26 protein-coding genes and 1 tRNA gene are annotated in these 23,347 nt (G+C 49.3%); 11 read left to right on the plus strand and 16 right to left on the minus strand.

What is annotated here, in order from left to right; genetic code table 11:
- Positions 1 to 19: 19 nt before the first annotated feature.
- The 6 genes from OSH01_RS07905 to OSH01_RS07930 all read right to left on the minus strand — a co-directional run bounded on the left by OSH01_RS07905 (position 20) and on the right by OSH01_RS07930 (position 4,030).
- A complete protein-coding gene (locus OSH01_RS07905; RefSeq protein WP_266123539.1) occupies positions 20 to 559 on the minus strand; it encodes a F0F1 ATP synthase subunit delta in 540 nt (179 codons plus the stop codon).
- Positions 560 to 573: 14 nt separating this feature from the next.
- Positions 574 to 1,044, minus strand: coding sequence for a F0F1 ATP synthase subunit B (locus OSH01_RS07910; protein ID WP_266123540.1), 471 nt, complete (start codon positions 1,042 to 1,044; stop codon positions 574 to 576).
- A gap of 149 nt (positions 1,045 to 1,193) precedes the next feature.
- A complete protein-coding gene (gene atpE, locus OSH01_RS07915) occupies positions 1,194 to 1,436 on the minus strand; it encodes a F0F1 ATP synthase subunit C (RefSeq protein ID WP_266123541.1) in 243 nt (80 codons plus the stop codon).
- Positions 1,437 to 1,544: 108 nt separating this feature from the next.
- Positions 1,545 to 2,429, minus strand: a complete 885-nt coding sequence (atpB, locus tag OSH01_RS07920) for a F0F1 ATP synthase subunit A (protein ID WP_266123542.1) — start codon at positions 2,427 to 2,429, stop codon at positions 1,545 to 1,547.
- A 56-nt stretch (positions 2,430 to 2,485) separates the two neighbouring features.
- Positions 2,486 to 2,938, minus strand: a complete 453-nt coding sequence (locus tag OSH01_RS07925) for an ATP synthase subunit I (protein WP_266123543.1) — start codon at positions 2,936 to 2,938, stop codon at positions 2,486 to 2,488.
- 315 nt (positions 2,939 to 3,253) lie between these two features.
- On the minus strand, positions 3,254 to 4,030 hold the full coding sequence (locus OSH01_RS07930; protein WP_266123544.1) for an enoyl-CoA hydratase: 777 nt from the start codon (positions 4,028 to 4,030) through the stop codon (positions 3,254 to 3,256).
- Positions 4,031 to 4,065: 35 nt separating this feature from the next.
- Here OSH01_RS07930 and OSH01_RS07935 point away from each other — a divergent pair, with 35 nt between their 5' ends.
- The 4 genes from OSH01_RS07935 (at position 4,066) to OSH01_RS07950 (ending at position 8,226) form a co-directional block, all read left to right on the plus strand.
- Positions 4,066 to 5,853 (plus strand): M61 family metallopeptidase, encoded by a 1,788-nt coding sequence (locus OSH01_RS07935; RefSeq protein ID WP_266123545.1) that lies wholly within the window; start codon positions 4,066 to 4,068, stop codon positions 5,851 to 5,853.
- A 69-nt stretch (positions 5,854 to 5,922) separates the two neighbouring features.
- Positions 5,923 to 6,294, plus strand: coding sequence for a dihydroneopterin aldolase (folB, locus tag OSH01_RS07940; protein WP_266123546.1), 372 nt, complete (start codon positions 5,923 to 5,925; stop codon positions 6,292 to 6,294).
- A 31-nt stretch (positions 6,295 to 6,325) separates the two neighbouring features.
- On the plus strand, positions 6,326 to 7,366 hold the full coding sequence (gene ttcA / locus OSH01_RS07945; RefSeq protein ID WP_266123547.1) for a tRNA 2-thiocytidine(32) synthetase TtcA: 1,041 nt from the start codon (positions 6,326 to 6,328) through the stop codon (positions 7,364 to 7,366).
- A gap of 101 nt (positions 7,367 to 7,467) precedes the next feature.
- Positions 7,468 to 8,226 carry an IclR family transcriptional regulator gene (locus OSH01_RS07950; protein ID WP_266123548.1) on the plus strand — a complete coding sequence of 253 codons (759 nt, stop codon included), beginning with the start codon at positions 7,468 to 7,470 and terminating at the stop codon, positions 8,224 to 8,226.
- Positions 8,227 to 8,269: 43 nt separating this feature from the next.
- Here OSH01_RS07950 and OSH01_RS07955 read toward each other — a convergent pair whose 3' ends face one another.
- The 9 genes from OSH01_RS07955 to hemA form a co-directional block, all read right to left on the minus strand.
- Positions 8,270 to 9,436 (minus strand): acyl-CoA dehydrogenase family protein, encoded by a 1,167-nt coding sequence (locus OSH01_RS07955; RefSeq protein ID WP_266123549.1) that lies wholly within the window; start codon positions 9,434 to 9,436, stop codon positions 8,270 to 8,272.
- Positions 9,437 to 10,657, minus strand: coding sequence for a CaiB/BaiF CoA transferase family protein (locus tag OSH01_RS07960; RefSeq protein ID WP_266123550.1), 1,221 nt, complete (start codon positions 10,655 to 10,657; stop codon positions 9,437 to 9,439). It abuts the gene before it with no gap.
- A gap of 15 nt (positions 10,658 to 10,672) precedes the next feature.
- Positions 10,673 to 11,653 carry a Bug family tripartite tricarboxylate transporter substrate binding protein gene (locus OSH01_RS07965; RefSeq protein WP_266123551.1) on the minus strand — a complete coding sequence of 327 codons (981 nt, stop codon included), beginning with the start codon at positions 11,651 to 11,653 and terminating at the stop codon, positions 10,673 to 10,675.
- Positions 11,654 to 11,698: 45 nt separating this feature from the next.
- Positions 11,699 to 12,079, minus strand: a complete 381-nt coding sequence (locus tag OSH01_RS07970; protein WP_266123552.1) for a cupin domain-containing protein — start codon at positions 12,077 to 12,079, stop codon at positions 11,699 to 11,701.
- A 395-nt stretch (positions 12,080 to 12,474) separates the two neighbouring features.
- Complete coding sequence (locus OSH01_RS07975; protein ID WP_266123553.1) at positions 12,475 to 13,065, minus strand: UbiX family flavin prenyltransferase; 591 nt, start codon at positions 13,063 to 13,065, stop codon at positions 12,475 to 12,477.
- Positions 13,062 to 13,388, minus strand: a complete 327-nt coding sequence (gene grxD / locus OSH01_RS07980; protein WP_266123554.1) for a Grx4 family monothiol glutaredoxin — start codon at positions 13,386 to 13,388, stop codon at positions 13,062 to 13,064. The genes OSH01_RS07975 and grxD overlap by 4 nt, the downstream gene beginning before the upstream one ends.
- A 14-nt stretch (positions 13,389 to 13,402) precedes the next feature.
- Complete coding sequence (prmC, locus tag OSH01_RS07985) at positions 13,403 to 14,224, minus strand: peptide chain release factor N(5)-glutamine methyltransferase (RefSeq protein WP_266123555.1); 822 nt, start codon at positions 14,222 to 14,224, stop codon at positions 13,403 to 13,405.
- Complete coding sequence (prfA, locus tag OSH01_RS07990) at positions 14,224 to 15,303, minus strand: peptide chain release factor 1 (RefSeq protein ID WP_266123556.1); 1,080 nt, start codon at positions 15,301 to 15,303, stop codon at positions 14,224 to 14,226. Before prfA ends, prmC begins: the two co-directional genes overlap by 1 nt.
- Positions 15,304 to 15,399: 96 nt before the next feature.
- Positions 15,400 to 16,674, minus strand: coding sequence for a glutamyl-tRNA reductase (hemA, locus tag OSH01_RS07995; RefSeq protein ID WP_266123557.1), 1,275 nt, complete (start codon positions 16,672 to 16,674; stop codon positions 15,400 to 15,402).
- Positions 16,675 to 16,913: 239 nt separating this feature from the next.
- On the opposite strand from hemA, the gene OSH01_RS08000 reads away from it, so the two are divergent.
- The 5 genes from OSH01_RS08000 to OSH01_RS08020 all read left to right on the plus strand — a co-directional run bounded on the left by OSH01_RS08000 (position 16,914) and on the right by OSH01_RS08020 (position 20,463).
- A tRNA-Phe gene (locus tag OSH01_RS08000) sits at positions 16,914 to 16,989 on the plus strand.
- Between the two features lie 289 nt (positions 16,990 to 17,278).
- The gene (locus tag OSH01_RS08005; protein ID WP_266123558.1) at positions 17,279 to 18,745 is read left to right on the plus strand and encodes a sensor histidine kinase; all 1,467 of its coding nucleotides are present in this window, start codon (positions 17,279 to 17,281) and stop codon (positions 18,743 to 18,745) included.
- On the plus strand, positions 18,746 to 19,369 hold the full coding sequence (locus tag OSH01_RS08010) for a response regulator transcription factor (protein WP_266123559.1): 624 nt from the start codon (positions 18,746 to 18,748) through the stop codon (positions 19,367 to 19,369). It begins immediately after the preceding gene.
- Positions 19,370 to 19,524: 155 nt separating this feature from the next.
- Positions 19,525 to 20,010 (plus strand): GlcG/HbpS family heme-binding protein, encoded by a 486-nt coding sequence (locus tag OSH01_RS08015; protein WP_266123560.1) that lies wholly within the window; start codon positions 19,525 to 19,527, stop codon positions 20,008 to 20,010.
- Between the two features lie 207 nt (positions 20,011 to 20,217).
- Positions 20,218 to 20,463 (plus strand): hypothetical protein, encoded by a 246-nt coding sequence (locus OSH01_RS08020; RefSeq protein WP_266123561.1) that lies wholly within the window; start codon positions 20,218 to 20,220, stop codon positions 20,461 to 20,463.
- 132 nt (positions 20,464 to 20,595) lie between these two features.
- Here OSH01_RS08020 and OSH01_RS08025 read toward each other — a convergent pair whose 3' ends face one another.
- Positions 20,596 to 21,321 (minus strand): FadR/GntR family transcriptional regulator, encoded by a 726-nt coding sequence (locus OSH01_RS08025; protein WP_266123562.1) that lies wholly within the window; start codon positions 21,319 to 21,321, stop codon positions 20,596 to 20,598.
- 86 nt (positions 21,322 to 21,407) lie between these two features.
- On the opposite strand from OSH01_RS08025, the gene OSH01_RS08030 reads away from it, so the two are divergent.
- Positions 21,408 to 22,277 carry a fumarylacetoacetate hydrolase family protein gene (locus OSH01_RS08030; protein ID WP_266123563.1) on the plus strand — a complete coding sequence of 290 codons (870 nt, stop codon included), beginning with the start codon at positions 21,408 to 21,410 and terminating at the stop codon, positions 22,275 to 22,277.
- Between the two features lie 20 nt (positions 22,278 to 22,297).
- A complete protein-coding gene (locus tag OSH01_RS08035) occupies positions 22,298 to 23,281 on the plus strand; it encodes a tripartite tricarboxylate transporter substrate binding protein (protein ID WP_266123564.1) in 984 nt (327 codons plus the stop codon).
- Positions 23,282 to 23,347 lie beyond the last annotated feature (66 nt).

The following is a 23,347-nucleotide window of genomic DNA, read 5'->3' on the forward strand; positions in this document are numbered from 1 at the left end:
CCTGTTTACTGAGCTGCCATCATGCAGTCAGCGTATCGCGCATGCTGGCCAGCCTAGCCTGCACGGAAGTGTCGAGCACCTGATCACCTACCACTACACGTACACCACCAATTAAACTGGGGTCTACGGTAACGTTCGGCTTGAGTTTCAGGCCAAACTTTTTCTCGAGGCCTACCAGCAGTTCATTGACTTGCGCATCATCCAAAGGAAATGCACTGAAAATCAACGCTTCGGCTGTGCCTTCGAGTTGGTGTTTTAATAAGTCGAACTGTTCGGCAATCTGCGGCAACAACAATATGCGCTGATTTTCCACTAACAGTTCAATAAAGTTGCGAGCTTTGTCATCCAGTGAGGTTTTTAACAAACTGGAAAACAGCTCTACCCGTTGCCTATTTTCTAGGCGCGGATCATTCAGTGCCTCGCGCACATCGTGTAGACCGGCCACCTGAGCCATTTCGGACAACAGGGCCGACCACGATTCGAGGGCTGTTTTATCGTTGCTTGCAGCAGCGAACAGCGCCTCGGCGTAAGGTCTGGCAATAGTCGATAGTTCAGCCATGGCCTGCCTTGAGTTTAAAGTTCAGCCTTGAGCTGATTTAACAGCTCAGCGTGTGCCTGTGCATCGATTTCGCGTCGCAAGATCTGCTCAGCACCTTTCACCGCCAAAGCGGCGACATCGTTGCGCAGTCCATCACGTACACGCTGAGCTTCTTGAGCCGCGTCCTGATGGGCTTGGGCCACGATACGGGCCTTTTCAACTTCAGCTTCGCCACGAGCAGCGTCGATAATCGCGGCAGCCTGCTTTTCAGCGTCAGCTACACGTGTGTGATTTTCAGACTTGGCAGCTGCATCCATCAGGCTGATACGCGCTTGCGCTTGGGCCAGATCAGCCTTGCCTTTATCAGCGGCGGCTAAGCCATCAGCAATTTTTTGTCGACGATCTTCAATTGCTTTCGTTATGGGTGGCCATACGAATTTCATCGTAAACCATGCCAAAACGAAAAACACGATCATCTGAAAAAAGAGAGTCGCGTTTAAGTTCACGGTCGTATCCCTTCAATACCCCATGCATCAACAGCAACATGCTGTGACGCTGTATTTTTCAAGTCACCGGCGGCACTACTTAGTACATAGTGATACTTAGTGCCGCTAGCGACTGCCTGCCAGCCAGTAAAACCTTGGTTTTTCTGCACTTATCCAATAAAAGGATTGGCAAAAGCAAACAACATGGCAATACCGACACCGATCAGGAAAGCAGCGTCAATCAGACCTGCCAGCAAGAACATCTTGGTTTGTAGAGCGTTCATCAGCTCAGGCTGACGAGCAGATGCTTCCAGATATTTTCCACCCATTAGGGCAATACCGATACTGGCGCCGAACGCACCCAGACCGACGATAAGACCGCAAGCAAGGGCAACGAAAGCTACGTTGGTCATGACAACTCCTTGGTTAAAAACTCTGTGTTCAAAAATTCAAAGAAAACGGCATAGCAGAAACATGCTCTGCACACCGAAGCCCGGTACCATACCGAGCCCGGTTATTGATTAATGGCCTTCGTGAGCCTGACCCAAATACACAAGGGTAAGCATCATGAAAATAAACGCCTGCAACAGCACAATCAGGATATGGAATATTGCCCATACCGAACCGGCTAATACATGGCCTATACCCAAGCCTATGCTTGCTCCATTAAACCCTGTCCATGCTCCGCCAAGCAAAGCAATCAACATGAATACCAGCTCTCCGGCAAACATATTGCCGAATAACCGCATACCCAAAGAAACTGATTTAGCCGCATACTCGATCAAGTTCAACAAGAAATTGACGGGGGCCAATAAAATCACCGCAACAGCGCCATTAGAAACAAATGGAGCAGTGAACAATTCTTTAACAAATCCACCCGGATGCTTAATTTTGATGCCGTAATAGAACATCAACAACAACACACCCAAAGACATGCCCATAGGGATATTAATATCTGCAGTGGGCAAAATACGATGGTAATACAGTTGATCACCTTCTTGGGCACCCAAGCCGGTTTGCATGAAAATCCAGCCCAATCCGTCTACTGGCAATAAATCCAGGACGTTCATGAGCAAAATCCAAAGGAATACCGTTAAACCTAGTGGCGCAATAAACTTGAGTGATTGCGCGTTTGGCACCACAGACTTAGCCTGATCCTGTACCCAATCCACCAGTATTTCAACTGCCATCTGAAAGCGATTTGGCACACCCGATGTAGCATGCACCGCGGCACGGCGTAACACAAAAATCACCACCAAGCCCATCAACAAAGACCAGAAGGCGGAGTCATAGTTAAAAACACTAAAATCGGCAATAACATTTTGTTTGCTACCGACGTTATTTAGGTGCACCAAATGGTGTTGAATGTAACTTGACTGAGGCGAAATATCACTAGCAGCAGCCATCTGTATTTACCCTGTTAATACGTTAAGGGCCTAAGCCCGTGAAAGCCAAAATTTCGTCATGGCATTTTGCGCAAAGCCAGCAGTAGCACATAACCTTTTAAGACGCAGATCAGGCCAAAGAGCAACGCAGGCCAACTTAACCAACCTGTATCTGTTACTACCGCCAAGCCTAAAATAAGCAATGCCGCCAATAACTTAAATGCTTCGCCCCAAAAAAAAGCCATTGGGCTAGCATCCCCGCCACCGAGCAAACCCAGTAGCAAACGCAGTGCAAACAAAGCATTAGGCACAAAATAAGCAGCTGCGCCAATAAGGGCTGAAGCTGCTGCATTGGTACCCGACACCAAAAAAGCCAGCAATACTGCCAGAACACCCATCAGTGCCTGTGCGCTTAAGGCATGCACTATGCCTTTGCTGGCTTTTTTAGCCATAGTAGCTTTTTGTTCGGCACTCAGTACTAGCGGCTGGTAGCCGTCTAACTGTTGTTTTTCAAACGGATCGGTATTCATGCCCGTCTCGATGTGCTGAACCATATATAGGAAAACGTCGATTTAAGTAAATTAGGCTTGTGGCCGCATAACACTAAAAAGTAGCGCCAATAGTCTGAAAGACCTAAACCAGGCAATCCTAAGAAAGCCGCTGGCTGTCAAACTCGTAAAGTATAACGTCTTTTTTTTGCAGCACGCAAACTTTACCCTAAGTTTCTTAAGGTTCAAAGGGGCAAGTGACCTGTAACACTGCTAGGCATGGACTTATGCCTTGGCATCACATCCCGCAGCGCAGCATTATTACAACAACACTAAGGTGCACTTGCCTTTTTTTATTTATTGATGCTTAAAGTTTGGTTTGCGTTTTTCAACAAATGCGTTCATGCCTTCTTTCTGGTCCTCGGTGGCAAATAACGCATGAAAATTACGGCGCTCAAACATTAGCCCTTCATCTAGCGTGCTTTCATACGCACGATTGACGCATTCTTTAGCCATCATCACCGAAGGTAACGACATGCTAGCGATGGCTGCCGCCGCCTCCATAGCCTCTGACAAGAGTTGTTCTGCGGGCACGATACGGGCGACCAAGCCTGCTCTCTCAGCCTCTTCTGCATCCATCATGCGACCAGTTAACACTAAGTCCATAGCTTTCGCTTTACCAATGGCGCGCGGTAAGCGCTGCGTGCCGCCATAACCTGGAATCACGCCCAGCTTGATTTCTGGTTGGCCGAACTTAGCGGTATCGGCGGCAAAAATCATATCGCACGCCATGGCCAGCTCGCAACCACCCCCTAGCGCGTAACCAGCCACAGCAGCAATAATGGGCTTGCGTATACGGGTAATGTTTTCCCAATCGCCAGCCAAGTAATTATCTTTATAGACGTCTTGAAATGTCCAGTCTTTCATTGCGGCAATATCTGCACCTGCCGCAAAGGCTCGTTCGTTACCAGTAAGCACGATCGCACCAATCTGCTCATCTTCGTCGAATTTTTTTAATGCTGCATACAGCGCTGAGGCCACCTCGTTACTCAGGGCATTAAGGGCCTTAGGACGATTTAATGTCAATAAAGCAACACGTCCTTGTACCTCGGTTTTTACTAATGGCTCATTCATACTGTCTCCGTGCAAAAATTAAATAGAATAGAGGGATGGATAAATTACCACTACTGTATCGCGTTACTCTGGCTGACTTACCAGGGCACCGCTTGCAGCTTGATCTGCATATCTCCCAGCCTGACTCTGAAGGTCAAGTGCTCAGTCTACCCGCCTGGATTCCAGGCAGCTACCTAATACGCGATTTTTCACGTCAGATAGAAAGCATAGCCGGCTTTTGTGATGATGCTCCGGTTGCCATCCGCAAACTGGATAAACATCGTTGGCAATGCGCGCCATGCTCTGGCAGCCTTCACATACGTTATACGGTATATGCATGGGACTTGTCAGTACGGGGTGCACATGTAGATGAAAGCCATGCTTTTTTCAATGGTACCAGCGTATTTCTCAAGCCTGAAGGACAGGATAAACAACCCTGCTTCGTAGAACTGGTCGAAAACGGACAATGTCCCAACTGGGGCGTGTACACCAGCTTACCTGAAGCACGCAAAAAGCTAGGAAAAATCAAGCCCGCAAAACGTTATGGCTTTGGTTTGTACGAAGCGCGTAACTACGACGAGCTGATTGATCACCCCGTAGAAATGGGCACCCCACAAGTCATTAGCTTTGAAGCGCATGGCGCGGAACACGAGCTTGTGTTCACGGGCGTAGCGCCAAACTTAGATCTTTCACGCATTGCGGCGGATGTACAAAAAATTTGTGCTACACAAATTGCTTTTTTCGAGCCTGAAAGCAAACGGGCGCCATTTCTAGAAAGCGGTCATCGCTATGTATTCATGACTATGCTTACCGATGATGGCTATGGCGGGCTTGAACACCGGGCCTCCACCGCACTGATGGCGGCAAGGCGTGACCTGCCTACCCATAGCAGCGACCGAAGCGTAAAAAGCGCTGGCTACCAAACTTTTTTGGGTTTAGTCAGCCACGAATACTTCCACACTTGGAACGTCAAGCGAATTAAGCCTGCCGCCTTTGCCCCTTATGATCTCAGCCAAGAGAACTACACCCGTCTACTCTGGGTATTCGAAGGCTTTACCTCCTATTATGACGACCTAATGCTCTTGCGTTCAGGCTGCGTCAATGAGGCTGAGTACCTAAACCTTTTAAGCAAAAACATCAGCGCTGTGCACCGCACACCAGGACGCTTTAAGCAATCCATTGCAGAAAGCTCGTTCGACACATGGACTCGCTTTTACAAACAAGATGAAAACTCGCCCAATGCTTTGGTTAGCTATTACAGCAAAGGCGCTCTGGCCGCTTTGGGGCTGGATCTAAGCATACGCGCGCACAGTCAGCAGAACAAAAGCCTAGACGATGTCATGCTTGCGTTATGGCGTGACTACGGCAAAGACTTCTATACCCGCCTGGATCCAGTCGGCGTGCAAGAAGACGCTATGCAAGCCATTATCTTGCAGGCTACAGGTTATGACGCCACAGAGTATCTCCAACGGTACGTATTTGGCACTGAAGATATTCCACTGCAAGCCCTGTTCGCTACACAAGGCATAGACTTGACGTGGCGCAGTAGCCAAACCACACCTAGCCTAGACCTTAAAGTGCGCCAAGTGGGCCAGCAATGTGAACTAGCGACGGTATATGAACATGGAGCCGCTCACGCAGCAGGGCTATCTGCCGGTGACATACTGGTTGCTATAGATGGTCTACGTGTCACCGACGCCGCCAGCCTGACCCGCTTACTGGGCGCTTATCAAGCCGATCAAGTTGTGCAAGTGCACGTCTTTAGACGTGATGAGCTACGGGCTTATACCGTACAACTGTCCAAGCCAGCCGCGGATGAATGTACACTGCAACGTCGCCCTTAACACGCGCACTTAACTTTGCTTTTCCAGCCCGCCTCTGGCGGGCTCTGTCCTTTACTGAGAGCAGCAGGCATGCTAACACGTCAAATTTTTATTAAAAACCTAGTGGTACCCGCTTATATCGGCATACTGGAGCACGAAATAGCTGCCGTCCAATCCCTACACGTGGATGCTGAGTTTGACACCCAGTTTTCTGTCCTGCCCGATGATCAAGACATTACCAGCGTGCTGGATTATCGGCTCTTGCGCGAAGCTATCATTGATGAAATTACTCGCGCGCACACGCATTTACTGGAAACCCTGATAGAACGTTTAGCAGCCCGAATCTACCAAGACTTCCCCACGGTTCAACGCGTTAAAATACGACTCAGCAAGCCTGCCGCCTTTGATGATTGCGATGCTGTAGGCATTGCCATTGAACGCCAGCGCACTGGCAACGCTTAACACCCTATTGACTCTCTTTTCGCTCCTTCACATGGCCAACGACCAAGATTCGCCCCACCACACCGCCCCCATTGACGCCGCTTTCTTTTCTCAAGCCGAGCGCAAACAGCGCAATGAAGACAACAAACTTAGCAAGCGCATTATGCGTGAAGTAGGCCGTGCTGTTAGCGACTTCAATATGATTGAAGAGGGCGACAAAATAATGGTTTGCCTCTCGGGCGGCAAAGACTCCTACGGGCTGCTAGATGTGCTTATAAAGCTCAAGCAACGCGCGCCTATCCATTTTGATTTAATCGCCGTCAATCTAGACCAAAAGCAGCCTGGTTTTCCCGCCCATGTTTTGCCCGAGTACCTAGAAAAACGAGGTGTGCCCTACCACATAGAAACCCAAGACACCTATTCCATCGTGACTCGCGTAATTCCAGAGGGCAAGACCACCTGCTCGCTGTGCTCTCGCTTACGGCGCGGCATACTTTACCGTGTTGCAAAAGAACTGGGAGCCACCAAAATTGCTCTGGGGCATCATCGCGACGACATTTTAGCTACCTTCTTTTTAAACCTGTTTTATGGTGGCCGCATGAAAGGCATGCCGCCCAAGCTGATGTCGGATAACGGTGAACATATCGTCATTCGCCCGCTCGCATATGTACCAGAAAAAGACCTGATCGCTTACGCCCAACTCAAAGAGTTTCCTATTATTCCGTGCAATTTATGCGGTTCACAAGAAAATCTCAAGCGCCAAGAGATCAATCGCATGATTGCTGAATGGGATAAAAAATTCCCCAGCCGCTCGTGGAACGTCTTTGGCGCGCTCACCCGTGTAGTCCCTTCGCATCTAATGGATCCGAGCATCTTCAACTTTGCGGATTTAAAAGCCAATAACGTCCCCAACCCCGATGGTGACAAAGGCTTTGATCAAGACTATTTTGACGACCATTTGCCCCAGGTTGAGGAACCCCTTATGCCCCCCATCGCCTCAACCCTGCCTGCCGATGCCTATACGCCCGCTACAGCCAGCGACACAGGGGAGCAAAAAATGATCTTCGTCAATAAGCGTAGGTCGGGGCAGTGAGCTTACTAGCGCTCCTAAGACTTTAAAATCCGCTATGATCAATGGGAAAGGATCAGCTGCAACATGCAGCTGACTCGTTAACTGCACCACTCTCTCATCCTATGTCTGCACCATCTGCCAACTCCAGCGTCAAAACCGCACTGCGTGTTATAGAAATTATTGAGGTTTTCGCCCGTGCAGGAAAACCCCTCTCCTTAACCGAACTGGCTCGCGAGCTGAATGCTCCCGTATCCAGCTGTTTAGCGTTAGTAAGAACACTGAGCCAGTTAGGCTATCTGTACGAAACCGCCCCACGCCAAGGTTATTACCCCACGGGTCGCCTACAAGCCATGAGCCAGCGTATCGCCCGCAACGATCCTATACTCGACAAGGTAGCTCCCACCCTAGAAGCCTTACGTCACTCAAGCTCTGAAACCGTCGTGCTCGGTAAGCTCGGATCTAAAGACTTTGTGGTTTATCTGGAAGTGCTGCCTTCTGTACACCCTATTTGTTACGTGGCGGACCCAGGCGCACAGCGCCACTTACATTGCAATTCTTTAGGCAAAGCCTTGTTATCCATGCATAGTCCTAGCGAACGAGCAAAGCTATTAGGTAAGGAGCCCTTCAAACAGTTTAACGAGCATACACTCACCACCTTTGAGGCACTAGAGCAAGATATACAACGTTCAAACCAGCAAGGTTGGTTTCAAAATCTAGGGGAATCAATGCCCGATGTAGGCGGGATTGCCTGGCCTGTAAGTTTGCTAGGGGGACAATACGCCATTTCGATCGCCGGCCCCTTGTACCGCATACAACCTCAACTACAAAACTTAGCGCAGCAATTGCGGGTAGCGTGTCAAAGCTTAAGCCAACGCCCCTAAAGCAGCTTGCCAACCCGACAACCTTGTAAAACTCGGTATTGCTTTAATATGACTTGGGTAAGCCCAGAACTTTTTCCGCAATGTAGCACATGATCAACTGTGGGCTGACAGGAGCCAAACGCGGAATAAAGCTCTCGCGCAAATAACGCTCGACGTGATACTCACAGGCATAACCCATACCCCCTAAGGTCTGTACAGCTGTCTGACACGCAAAGAAAGCTGCCTCGGCCGCTAAGTACTTGGCACTGTTCGCAAAGGGCGCACACTCCAGCCCATTATCATAATGATGGGCCGCCTTACACACCATTAAATGTGCTGCCTCCAACTGCATCCAAGCCTGCGCCAAAGGATGCTGCACTCCTTGATTTTGCCCTATGGGACGCCCAAAAACCGTCCGCTCTCCGGCATAAGCAACCGCTTTTTGCAAGGCGACTTGGCCCAAACCAACCGCTTCGGCAGCAATCAATATGCGCTCCGGATTCAATCCGTGCAAAATATACTCGAAGCCACGCCCCTCCTCACCAATACGGTCGCTTACAGGTATGCGCAAGCCATCAATAAATAACATATTGGAGTCTACCGCTTTACGCCCCATTTTCTCGATTTCGCGTACTTCAATAAAATCACGATTCAAATCGGTATAGAACAAAGAAAGGCCTTCGGTCGGTTTTTTTACTTGTTCCAAAGGCTTGGTGCGAGCTAACAACAACATTTTATTAGCTACCTGTGCGGTAGAAATCCAAATTTTTCTACCTTCTACAACGTAATGATCCCCTTTACGCGTAGCACGTGTCTGTAAACGGGTTGTATCCAAACCAGCATCGGGCTCAGTCACAGCAAAACATGCTTTATGCTCGCCAGCGATAAGAGGCGGCAAAGCTTTTCGCTTTTGTTCTGGTGTCCCAAACACAACCACAGGGTTTAAGCCAAAAATATTCATATGCACAGCAGATGCACCTGAAAAGCCCGCACCCGAGCGCGCAATCAACTGCATCATCAGCGCCGCTTCTTGGATACCTAAACCAGAGCCGCCATATTCCTCTGGAATAGCAATACCCAACCACCCAGCCTTCGCCAATGCCTGATGAAACTCGTGCGGAAAGTGCCCTTCTCGTTCACAACGCAACCAATAATCATCATCGAAATCTGCGCACAACTGGGTGATACCCCCCACCAAACCATGCTCATCCACTTCATCATAAAGATTCATTTAATCCTCCTTCGCAGCCTGTTGTGCAGCCCCAGAGGCCAGCAAACTGTTCACGTACGACTCACTTAAACCCGCTGAGCGTAGAACAGTACTTGTGTCCTGCCCCAAACGAGGCGCCCCTGTATGAATATGAGCTGGTGTGCGCGAATACTTCCCCACGGGTGCGGGCGTACGCAGCATCCCTTCACTAGGATGATGCTGAGTTTGTAAGGCTTGCACAGCCTGTATGTGCGGATCATCCATCAGGCTGTCTACCGTGTGCAAAGCTGCGGCGGGAATATCCGCTGCATTAAGTTGCTCTAACCAATAAGCAGTATCGTGTCCCAGCATAGTTTGAGCCACTAACTCATAAGCTTGCGCTATGTGCTTAGCCCGCTGACTATGCGTATTAAACCTAGCATCTAACCAGAGCTCTGAGCGGCCTATGAGCGCAAAAAACCGCTCCCAATGTTTATCGTTATATATAAGAGCCGTAATGTACCCATCACGCGTGGCATAAGGCCGCCGATAGGGTACCAATAAACGCGCATAACCACTTTGCCCTAAGGCGGGCTCAAAGCTGCGTCCTCCCAAATGGTCACCAAACACCATTTGCGACATCGCTTCGAACATGGGAATTTCAACCTGTTGCCCACAACCAGACTGCCTAGCCTCAATCACAGCAGCCAATATGGCTATAGCGACGTGCAAGCCTACCGCCCGATCCGCTAATGTCAACGGTACATAACTGGGCTCACGCCCAGTTTGCTGCTGATACAAAGCAGGCAACCCAGTCATCCCCTGAATCAAATCATCATAAGCAGGGCGACCAGCATATGGACCTTGATTACCAAATCCGTAAGCACCTACATACACAATTGCTGGATTAACCGCCTGCAATGTTTCATAGTCCAGCCTCAGTCTAGCCATTGCTTCCGGTCTGGTGTTGAACAAAAAAACATCAGCATCTTGAGCTAAGTGTAAACAAGCTTGCCTAGCTTGCTCTTGTTTCAAATCAAGCACCACTGAACGCTTATTGCGATTCAAATGCAAAAACAAAGCCCCCATATCTTTGTTTTTCATGGGGCCGACGGCACGCATACTATCGCCTGTTGGGGACTCCACCTTGATGATGTCAGCCCCTAAGTCGCCCAAAATTTGAGTCGCATAAGGCCCCATCACTACACTGCTAAGATCTAGAATACGTATCCCAGCTAGAGGCCCCATAGTTTTTTTCTGCATAATGCACCCTTTTACTTACTGCGGCGCCAAATTAGCATCCTGAATCCACTTACCCCATTGCTGGTACTGCTGTGCCACAAACTGAGCAAAATCTTCAGGGGTACCGCTGAAGGCATCAAAACCCAACTGAGCCAACTTGGCCTTGATCTCGGGGTCTTGAACCACACGATTGATCGCCGCATTAAGCGTTAAGGTAATATCCTCAGGCATATTGGCCGGGCCAAAAAACCCATTCCAAGAATTCAGGTCAAAGTTATCTACACCAAGCTCTTCCATAGCAGGTAGGTCAGGTAACAAGCTACTGCGCTCTGCCGTAGAGACCGCCAAAGCTTTCAGGCGATTATTGCTCACAAAGGGCATGCCTGAGGTCAAGTCAGTAAACATGAAATCAACCCGACCCGAGATCACGTCGGTCAATGCTTCTGGAGTTCCCTTGTAAGGCACATGCAACATATCCACATCCATAACATGCCCTAGCGTACCCCCTGCCACAATACCCGTGCTGTTACCGCTCGCGTAGGTCACATCACCCGGATGAGCTTTTGCGTAAGTAATCAATTCTTGAACCGAGTTATAAGGTCGCTCAGGACTAGTGACCAGAATAAACGGCAAGTTACCTCCACGTGCAATAGGCGTGAAGTCCTTCACCGGATCATAAGATACATTCTTCATCAACCAAGGAGCTGCAGAATGCGAGGTATTTGTGGTCACAAACAGCGTATAGCCGTCCGGCTTAGCACGCATCACATAGCTGGCTGCGATGGTGGCGTTGCCACCAGGACGGTTTTCTACTATGACGGGCTTACCTAAGTCTTTACTCAAGCTCTCCGCAAAAACTCTCCCTACCGAATCAGTCCCCGACCCCGCAGGGAACGGAACAACCAAGGTAATGGGGCGATCGGGGTAAGCTGCCATAGCCGCTTGTATGGGTAAGGCGGCAACGAACCCAACTGTTGCAACCATGGATAACAGGTCACGAAAAAATCGATTTCTCATCAAACTTCCTCCTCGTTTGCTCAGGCAAACTTATTACTATGATGGTTAGCGCAGCACTCGATCTGGATGCTCTTCGTAGGGAGGCGTATAAATCACTAGCACGCGCGCCGCTTGCTCACTGGTTACCGTAAAGATGTGCGGTACATCCGCGGGAAAGAAACAGCAGTCCCCTGGATATAAAGTACCTTGCTCATCGCCCACCTGTACTTGGGCTTGTCCCTCCAGCAAATAACACACCTGCTCTATCCCTGGATGCGCATGAGGTAAAGCACCTTGCCCACGCTCTATCGTGCCCAACAAGACTTCCACATGCTTAGAGCCGACCGTTTCGGGCGAAATCAATCGTCTATTTAATGTGCCGGTGTGATTCGCCGGGGAATAACCGGGAACATCTTGCTCTCTAACTATCCATTTAGGCTGTGACATCTTACTCTCCATAATTCACACTTATGAATTTAATTTTATACCTATGAATAAAGCGCGCACCTAGCATTTACCCTCAAGCCCTCTCAGCCGTCGAAAATTCCGTCGTCTCGCCTGGCTGTACACAACACGTTGCGCTTAAGCACGGCGCCCCTTTCTCCATAGAAAGATTGACCACGTTCGTTCCCACCTAAGTGATTTAACGACAGGTACGCCTTCCACAGGCATTAAGGAAAACAGATAACTTATATTTGATCGTGGCTATAGCTGGTATAGCTGTGCCACGTGCAGCAAGAAGGCCACGTACACACAGGCAAGCGGGGTAGTGCAGAAGTTTTGAAGACAATGGCGTCAGACAACGCCACTGCCGTAGATATAAATCTAAGCCAATAAAAGCCTTATTCGCTTATCTGCCCCGTTTGGCTACCGTCCCAGCGTTCGCCGGGGATGGTAATGCCAAACATGTCTAGGGCACGCATGACGGTATGGTCTACCATGTCTTGCATGGACTGCGGTCGCAAGTAAAAAGCAGGCATGGGCGGAAAAATAATACCGCCCATTTCTGTGACCGCGGTCATATTGCGTAAGTGCGCTAAATTGAAGGGGGTTTCACGCACCATCATCAGCAAACGTCGACGCTCTTTCAGCGTGACGTCAGCGGCGCGGGTAATTAGGTTATCTGATAAGCCATGCGCCACTGCTGCCAGCGTGCGCATAGAACACGGCACAACCATCATCCCTAATGTAGGAAAGCTACCACTAGCCAGTGTGGCCCCTACATCGCGGAAGTTATGCACATGATCTGCCAAGCCTTGAATATACTGACGCGTTAAGTCTAGCTCGTACTTAATATTCAAGACACCTGAGGGAGAGATAACCAAGTGCGTTTCTATGTCTGTATGCTGGCGCAACAGCTCTAGCATACGCACTGTATACACCGCGCCGGTAGCGCCAGTCATGCCTATGACTAGCCGCTGACGAGCAATCACTCTAGCGCCCCAGCCTCACGCAGCATAGTTTCTAGCTCACCGTTTTCATACATTTCGGTGACGATATCCGACCCACCTAAGAATTCGCCTTTTACGTATAACTGGGGAATGGTGGGCCAATTAGAAAAGTCTTTAATGCCTTGGCGCACTTCCTCATCATCCAATACGTTAACAGTGACGACTTGCTGCAAGCCCACTGCACGTAGAATTTGAATAACTCGCGCGGAGAAACCGCACTGCGGCATTTGCGCAGTACCTTTCATAAATAGGACAACGGTATTATCGGTAACCGTTTCACGGATGAAGTCTTGAACGTCGCTCATGATGCACTCGTAATCTAGGAAGTTAAAAGTTGCCCACCAGTGACCCGGTCATTGCCGGACAAATCCTGGTAAGTATGTATAGTGGAATAATTAGTCTGTTGCAATAAATGCCGTACAGCCTGCCCTTGGTCCCAGCCATGCTCCAGCAGTAAATAGCCACCCACCTTCAAATGTAAGGCTGCTTGTGTAATTATGGCATGCAAATCGCTCAGACCATCGGCCTCATCGGTAAGTGCCGAACGTGGCTCGAAACGGATGTCGCCCTGCGTTAAATGATGGTCACTCATCGCTATATAGGGCGGGTTTGAAACAATCATGTCAAAAGCAGCCTGACCCATTATGGCATCGTACCAATTCCCTGCGTAAAACTCGACTTTCCCACATAAGCGTTGGGCATTTAGGCGTGCCACGTGCAACGCTTGCTCGCTGACATCTGTCGCGCAAACCTGTGCATCAGGGCGCGCCAAGGCCAGAGAAATAGCAATGGCTCCGCTGCCGGTGCCTAAATCCACAATACGCGGCTGCTTAATATGCTGTAGCTGTTCTAACGCAACATTCACCAAAGTTTCTGTATCGGGACGAGGAATCAATACCGCCGGACTCACCTGAAAAGTATGTCCCATGAACTCGCGCTCGCCAATTAAGTAAGCCATTGGCTCACCTTGCTGGCGCCGTTCATCTAAGGCCCAATACTGAGCCACTTGATGAGGCTCCAGAACATCCGTGTCGTGCGCGATCAGCCATACTCGCGTCACTTTCAACACATGCTGCCAGAGCATTTGCTGCTCAAGTCGCGGTAAGGTGCTCCGGCCCATACAATCTCGGATAGACTGCATTAGGCATCCGCCAACGAAGCCAGCAATTCCGCTTGATGCTCAGCCAAGAGAGCATTGGTCAGTTCGTTTAGGTTACCGTCCATAATATCGGCCAGCTTATACAAAGTCAGGTTAATACGGTGATCCGTCATACGCACCTGAGGGAAGTTATAAGTACGAATACGCTCCGACCTATCCCCTGTCCCGACCAAACTTTTACGCTGTGCCGCCTCTTTGTTCTGCTGTTCACGCTGCTGCATGTCTTTGAGTCTGGCGGCCAATACTTGCATCGCCTTATCGCGGTTACGGTGTTGCGATCGATCGTCCTGACACTCCACCACTAAACCTGTAGGTAAATGGGTTAAGCGTACCGCTGAGTCTGTTTTATTCACGTGCTGACCACCCGCGCCACTGGCGCGAAAGGTATCTACACGCAAGTCAGCGGGATTTATCGTAATTTCGGTCAACCCATCGGCTTCAGGCAACACGGCTACGGTACACGTAGACGTATGAATACGACCCTGCGACTCCGTTTCCGGCACACGCTGCACTCGATGCGCTCCCGACTCAAACTTCAGCCGCCCATAGACATCTTCACCTTCAATACGAATGACGACCTCTTTGTAACCACCCAAATCGGCATCATGAGCGGAGATCAATTCGGTGCGCCATCCATTATGCTCGGCATAGCGCGTGTACATACGCAACAAATCACCCGCAAACAAGGCGCTTTCGTCCCCGCCGGCCCCGGCGCGTATCTCTATAAAGACGTTACGCGTGTCATCGGGATCGCGCGGCAACAACAGAATTTGGAGCTCGTCCTCAAGCACCTGTATGCGCTCTTTACCCAGTTTGTACTCCTCCTCACCCATTTCTTTTAACTCGGGATCACTAAGCATTTCTTGGGCCGTTAATAAATCCTGTTCGGCTGCCTCATAGGCCTTAAAAGCGGTTACTACAGGTTCCAGCTCTGAGCGCTCGCGAGACATTTTACGGAAACTATCCATGTCCGACGCAATTTCAGGTTCTGATAATAAAGCATCTACTTCTATCATTCGGCGAGCCAGTTGCTCCAGCCGACTGCGCATTGAGTCTTTCATAAAAGCGGTACTGCTAAAAAGGGAAATAGATCAGACTGTGAACAGCCTGTGAAAACAAGACAGGCCGCATCAGGCGGCCATAAACAGAGAGCCTCGCTAACGGCGACGGCTAAGAGACGGCAGCAAACGAGGTAATAGCTGGAGCAACTGCTCACGCTCATCACCTTCGCTGCGGTTAAGCTCGGACATAGGGCCGTGTAAATATTTTTGCGTCAGCCCGTACGCAAGCATTTCCATGACTTGCTCGGGGTCATCCCCACGCGCCAACATGCGTCGGGCACGCTCAAGCTCATGCTGCCGTATTTGCTCGGCCGTCTGCTGAAAATCGACGATAGTGGGCACAATGGCTCGGTTCTGCAGCCAGTGCATATAGCTTTGTACCTGGGTATCAATAATACCTTCGGCCTGAACGACAGCAGCACGACGCGCATCAGAGCCGCGCTGCACCAGGTGCCCGAGATCATCGACGGTATAAAGGTACACATCGTCTAAACGGCCTACTTCGGATTCGATATCACGCGGCACCGCCAAATCAACCATTACGACAGGGCGGTGACGGCGCGCTCGCACAGCACGCTCAACCATACCCAGGCCCAATATGGGCAAGGAGGAGGCCGTACAGGAAACCACGATATCAAATTCAGCCAAATGATCGGATAGATCACTTAGGCGCATCGTACTGGCCATAAAACGACCAGCCAGCGTTTCAGCGCGCTCACGCGTGCGGTTTGCGACCGTGATGCTACCTGGATTAGCAGCGGCGAAATGCGTCGCACAGAGCTCAATCATTTCACCGGCACCAATGAACAACACTTTGGTATCGCCTAGATCGCCAAAGATTCGCTCCGCCAGCTTCACTGCTGCCGCCGCCATAGAAACCGAATGGGCACCGATAGCCGTTTGCGTACGGACTTCTTTGGCCACTGAAAATGTGCGCTGAAAAAGCTGATGCAGCAAGGTCCCCAACGAGCCTGCCTCGCCGGCTACTCGCACCGCATCTTTCATTTGTCCTAGGATTTGGGGTTCACCCAACACCATGGAATCTAAACCACTAGCAACACGAAAAGCATGACGGACCGCTGCGTTTTGGTCATAGCGATACAAATGGGGAACTAACTCTACGGACTCAAGCTTATTGTAATCGGCCATCCAGTCGGGCAGGCGGCTAGCAACATCGCGCTCGGCAGCACAGTAAATTTCTGTGCGATTACAGGTAGACAAAATGGCGGCTTCCCGCACCCCGCTACCAAAAGCATAGCGCAACCCCTCAAGCGCAGGCTTAAGTACATCCATCGGGAATGCCACACGCTCCCGCACTGATACCGGTGCAGACTCATGATTCAAACCGAAAGTAAGTACGTCAACAGACATGGAGGTTCATCAACTCGCAAAAATAAGCTATGTTGTTACTGTCAGACAACGTCTGTATAAAAGTAACGCGAAAAATCCATTTTTATGATTATAATCCGTGCTCTGGCAAATTTCTCGGTTTGCGGGCATAACTAACAAAGTTACATGAACATCTCATGTAAAAAACAAAAAATTTGTTGTTATGCACACACATTTCAAAAACCGTGTTATAGTTCTTTCTTTGCCAAGCGCAAAAACGTGGCCTTGTAGCTCAGTCGGTAGAGCAGAGGATTGAAAATCCTTGTGTCGGTGGTTCGATTCCGCCCAAGGCCACCAAAGATTCAAACACTTAGCCCAGTCAAACGACTGGGCTTTTTGTTTTTCGAACCATAAACTCGCATGAGGTCGAGCCTCCATCCGTCCAACCTCGGCAGCTCTAGCACCCTATCTCTTTTAAAAAATATACCAAAGCAGATATCTCATTTACGTGTATCGTAAGCACACGTAGCAGATAACCTGAACTACTCACTCATAAAAAATAGTTCTAGTGTGTGCGCAACGGGCACGCTAACAATCATCTTGTAAGGCTGCTTGGGCCTTACTTATACACTAAAATCAAAAAACCATGACAAAACGCCACCTTCGCAGCGCCATGTGGGGAAGTATATGCTGGCTGTGCTTAAGCGTAGTCAGCGCCTTGGCGATCAGCAGCTACACTATTTACCAACAGTCCAATCAGTTTATTGCGCAGTCAAACATTGCTTACCGCTTACTCAGCCAGCGCTTAGCCCAGCACGATGTGATTCTAAATATGCTTAGCATCCTGCAGGCTCCCCTGACTAATACAGAGCAATTAGGCCTCTTGAAATCCATGTTTCCGCAGATTATCGATATCTACTATAAGTCTGCCGTTCACGCTTGGCCTGTTGATACGTGGGCAGATAATGAGGCTGAGTCCCGGCAACTCAAACGCGCCGTATTAGCTGATGTGGATTTAGATCACGCCACATATATTCTGATTTTAGCGGCAACACCCTACAGCTACGCATTAAAAATCAACTTATCTGTCTTACTTCCCCTACAGGACTGGCCTTTTGAAACGCGAGATGGCGAAACCTCTATACGGCTTAGTTGGCAGCGCCAAACTTGGGACATCAGCACCCCTCTTGAGACTCAACAAGGAGTGCAGACTTTTCACCTTAATAAGACCATCGCTTCCTTAAGCCAACCTTTTAAGCTGAGCACGACACGCAGTCTGCCTTACTCAGCCTTACCCTGGTTACTCATACTAGGCATGGCGTTAATAAACGCAGTCCTCATAGCCTTGTTTATATACATACGTAGTCAACGCGAGCAAAACATACGCTCCAAAGAATTATTACGACTGGGGCAAATTGCCAAATTAAACTCCATGGGAGAGTTGGCAGCAGGTGTCGCACATGAACTTAACCAACCCTTAACGTCGGTATTGGCCAATACCCAGGCCTCCATACGCTTGCTTGCGGAAGACCCGCCCGAGTTAGACGCCGCTCGCAAAGCTATGCAACAAGCTAGTGAGCAAGTGCGGCGTGCCGCCAAGGTGCTCAAACGCTTACGCAACAGCCTAGAAGAAAAAACTCTGCTACAACAAACGCAGTCCGTAGCGATGCAACAAGTGATTAATGAGACACTGTATTTACTCGGACCAGAGCTTGATCAGTTGCATATTAAAGTCAAAAGCAACTTACCTAATGCCACCCTTTATGTCAAAGGGGACAGCATCGCTTTGGGACAAATAGTTCAAAACTTACTCAGCAATGCCATGCACTCGCTAAGCGCCTCGAACCCACCAAGGAGCATCCTTATTCGCTTGCAAGCGAATGAGAAACATATAGACTTCTGGGTACAAGACAACGGCTCAGGCATAGAGCCCAGCCATCTCAGCCGTATATTTGAGCCTTTTTTCTCTACTCGTAGCTCAGGCTTAGGCTTGGGTCTGAGCCTTTGTGAGTCGTTAGCTCAGGCCATGGATGGCAGCCTAAGTGCGGCTAACTCACCTTCTGGCGGAGCCGTTTTCCATTTACGCTTACCCCGATTCGCTGCTGAGGAATAAGTGAAAAAAGAACACTCACTCTCACCTCTGGTGCACATTCTAGATGATGACCGGGCCGTATTAGAAAGCTTGGCACTATTAATTAGCACCGTAGGCTTACGCGTGCACACTTGGCACGATCCACAACAATTTTATGAGCAGTTCAATCGCGATGATATTGGCGTCATTGTGATGGACGTACGCATGCCTGGAATGAGCGGCTTAAGCCTGCTCGATAAGCTTAAGGAAGAACACGTAGACATACCCATTATTATGCTCACAGGCCACGGCACCGTAGACATGTGCCGACGCGCCTTTAAAGCGGGTGCAATGGAGTTTTTAGAGAAGCCCATAGACGATGAACAATTGTTGGAAACAGTACAAACTTCCGTGCGTATGCATATCCAGCGCCGTGAGCGCCTAACCGCAAACGAGCAATCCAAGCGTCTCTACGAAACCTTAACCGAGCGGGAGAAAGAAGTCTTAAAAGGTATTGTGGATGGCTTAAGCAATAAAGAAATCGCCCGTCAACTTGATGTATCGCCGCGTACTGTTGAAACTCATAGGGCCAATATTTTCAATAAACTTAATGTTGATAACTTAGCACTTTTAGTGCGTCAGTACGCGGATCTACTGACCTCTTAGTTTTACGCTCTGCTCGGCTCTGACGCTGCGCCGGTCTACGTAAAACTACGGAGAACGTTGAGTAGCCATACGAATTGTGACAAGGTGCAGTCGCCTCTTATAGTAACCACATGGCCGCAACGATGCGGAAATGACTCACTTTAGGAGAATCAACAATGTTGCGTAAAATTGCTTTAGTAGCCTTAGTTACCATGGGTGCCTCTGCCCAAGCTCAATCTGTCTTAACAGAAAAAAATATCTCGCTCGACCTGGCTAACGAATTGGCTACTACTACCGTCAATATCTGCCAGCAAAAAGGCTATAACGTTTCCGCTGCCGTAGTTGATCGTGCTGGTGTCCTACGTTCGTTTTCCCGTGCTAATAACGCTGGTCCGCACACTGTACAAGCCAGCATAGACAAAGCCTTTACTTCTGTATCTGGCCGAAACTTGTCTAGCGCTATGATGCAAGCGTCACAAAGCAATGCAGGCGCGGCGAACTTAGGCGATATCAACGGCTTTCTATTATTGGCTGGCGGTGTACCAGTTAAAGTAGGTGACGAAGTTATCGGTGCTATCGGCGTAGGTGGCGCACCCGGCGGTCATCTAGATGAAGAGTGTGCAGTGGCGGCTCTGGACAGCGTAAAAGCAAAATTGAAATAAATAGCAGCTTGGCTAAAAGCACAGCCTAACTACACGGTTAATACGATAAAAATCCCAAGCAGCATGTACGGTCTGCTTGGGATTTTTTGTACTCATCGCTCTACGCACTACTACCAAACGTAAAAGTAGCATCTAAAAAAGAATGTCATCTGATGGTAATAGAGTTTTTTTATGGTGTAGCCACCTTTACGTTTTTTGGAGTTAGTCATGAAAAAACTGAGCGCCTTAGTCATCCTAGCAGCACTGTCCACACCAACTTTAGCCTGCACCGTTGAACAGGCCACTGCCAAAGCGAACGAACTCAATACGAAGGTTCAGCAACTGGCTACCAGTAATCCACAAAAAATGGCTGAAATTGCCCCAAAACTGCAACAGCCCGATGCCGTGCCTACCGACCCACAAAAAATGTGCGAGTACTACGACAAAATGATCAAAGAAGTGGAAGGCAAATAAAACGGAACCCGTCACCCAAGCGCAGCTATCTGTGGGTCGCTACGCTAGGGTGACAGCAATACAGAGGCTGTTTTTTGCTAATTGTGACAGCCACTACTATTGTCTTGCTCATTGTCTAAACAGTTCGTCGCCCTAGCTGATCTGAAATAAATTCACTTGAATTTGCTCCAAGTGTTCGGTGAGAACTTTTTTAGCAGCCCTCGCATCACGGGCACGTAAAGCTTCAACCAATTCCCTATGCTGTCTTTCGTAGGCGCGCCTATTTTGGAGCGTTAAGGATTTTTTCTTCAAGTTACCCCACTCACCTTGATCGCGCACCTGATTCACCAGACCTAACAGCTGCGTAAAAAAAGCATTATGAGTGGCCGTGGCCAATGCCGCGTGTAGTTGTTCATCCCAATGCTCAAACTCTTCAATGCTGCTGGCCTGCTCAGAGTAGGTCAAGCACTCTTGCATACGTTCGAAGTCTTGCACGGTACCATTTTGTACGATCAATTGCGGCATCAAAGGCTCAATCAATAAGCGCGCCGCCATGAGGTCTGCAGGGCTCACATAGGCCGGATCGGCAGCGGAAGCGATCTGATGGCTACCCGCCCCCTGTAATAACAGAGTCGCTTTGTCCGTCACAAAAGTACCGCTTCCCGGCATTTGGTGCAATAAACCTTGCTCACTAAAGTTAGACAAGATCCTACGCACAGTACCACGTGAGATATTGAACTGCTCACACAACTCGCGTTCAGCAGGTAGACGCATAGCGGCCACTAGACTCCCGTTACGCATACGCTGTAGTAGATCTTGCACTAACAGTAACGCTCTAGGGGAACGTAACCCTAAATATAGTTGTTTATCGTCAATCATAGACCAAATGGTACATTTAAAATAAGCATTGGTTCATTTTTGTATTTTAGTGGTACTATTAAACCATATTCAACAAGGAGATTACATTGAAGCTGGCAACTCTTAAAATACAAGACAAGGTCATTGTAGCCGCTGTAGATACTGAAAAACAGCGCTACTGGCCAATTACCGCCGTTAATGGGGTAAACATCGAGAACATGAACCAGTTAGTACAACTAATTGGACCAAAAAAAGAATTACCACCGATTGAGGGTGAGGGACAAGACCTTCAACAGGCTCAAATTCTGGCCCCTATTCCACGCCCACTACGCAACGTATTTTGCGTAGGACGCAATTACCATGCACACGCTAAAGAACTGGCCAGCTCAGTCTTTAAAGACAACTCTGCCAAAGCAGACGAGTGGCCTATTGTTTTTACTAAGGTTCCTGAAAGCGTTATTGCTCACCAAGATACGGTACAACTGCCACACGGAGTATCCGAAAAAATTGATTACGAGGCAGAGCTTGCGGTAATCATTGGGGTGGGCGGCAAAAACATCAAGAAAGAAGATGCACTACAACACATCTTCGGCTACACCATTGTGAACGATGTGACCGCTCGGGACGTACAAATCCGCCACCAACAATGGGACCTGGGCAAGTCTTTCGACACTTTCTGCCCCATGGGTCCGTGGTTAGTTACTGCGGATGAAATTGACCCCGAGAACACCGAGCTGAACTGCTGGGTGAACGGTGAATTACGTCAGTCTGGCAACACCCGTGATCTTATTTTTGATATTGCCTCGTTGATCGAAACTTGCTCACGCGGCATTACTTTGTATCCGGGCGACATTATTGCCACAGGCACACCCGCTGGCGTAGGTATGGGCTTGAACCCTCCGCAATACCTAAAAACGGGCGACCAAGTGCGCATTGAAATCAAAGGTATCGGCACACTAGAAAACGACTTTAACTAGTTAGAACGTGGAGGAGACAAATGTTGACGAAAACACTCAAGAAACTCACCTTGGTAGGACTTTGCAGCGCCAGCACTCTGCTTAGCGGAATCGTATCGGCCAATACTTATCCCGATAGAAACATACAAATGCTGGTCCCCTTTCCCCCCGGAGGGGTGGCAGATAGCGTGGGTCGACCCTTCGCCCACTCTCTAAGCTCGACCCTAGGGCGTCCGGTAGTGATCGAGAACCGCGGTGGTGCGGGTGGCGCTATCGGTATGGCTGCATCAGCCAACGCCAAACCCGATGGCTACAACACGCTTTTTACCTTATCTTCTATCTCCATCATCCCCGAGGCTGATAAAGTTCTAGAGCGCAAGCCCGCGTATGTCTTAGATCAATTTAAACCCATCGCTCGTATCACAGCTGATCCTACTGTGCTCGTGGTAGGTGCTGACGCTCCTTGGAATACCTTAGAAGAATTCATCGCTGCCGCCAAAAAAGACCCCGGTGCGATCAATTACGGAAGCTCTGGAATCTACGGCACGATGCATGTACCAATGGAAATGCTCGCACAAGAAGCCGACATACAACTGAGTCATATCCCCTTCACGGGCGGTGGCCCAGCGGTAACAGCATTATTAGGTAAGCATGTGGATGCCTTAGCCACGGGACCCGCTACCGTCATCCAGCACATTAAAGCAGGCACACTAAAGCCACTCGCCCACTGGGGAACCAAACCCGTCAGCAGCATGCCTGAAGTAAAAAGCCTGAAAGAGCTGGGGTATGATGCAGAGTTCATCCAATGGTCGGGCATGTTTGTACCCGCTGAAACACCAGAGCACGCGGTTCAAGCCTTACTGGATGCAAGCCGTAAAGCAAGCCAAGACACAGAGCTACGCAAGACCCTAGAGGCGGCGGGCAGCCCAATGGACTACCTAGATGGCGAAGAATTTAACGCTTATTGGCAGGCCGATGCCCAGCGCTTAGCCAACGTGATACAAAAAATGGGGAAAGTCGACTAATTACAACGTAGTCGCCCAAGCGGGGCCAAAGCAGCATTGCTTTAGGCCCCTTTTTATCATCTAAAG

The sequence above is a fragment of the Alcaligenes endophyticus genome (assembly GCF_026344035.1).
GTDB lineage: Bacteria > Pseudomonadota > Gammaproteobacteria > Burkholderiales > Burkholderiaceae_B > Alcaligenes > Alcaligenes endophyticus.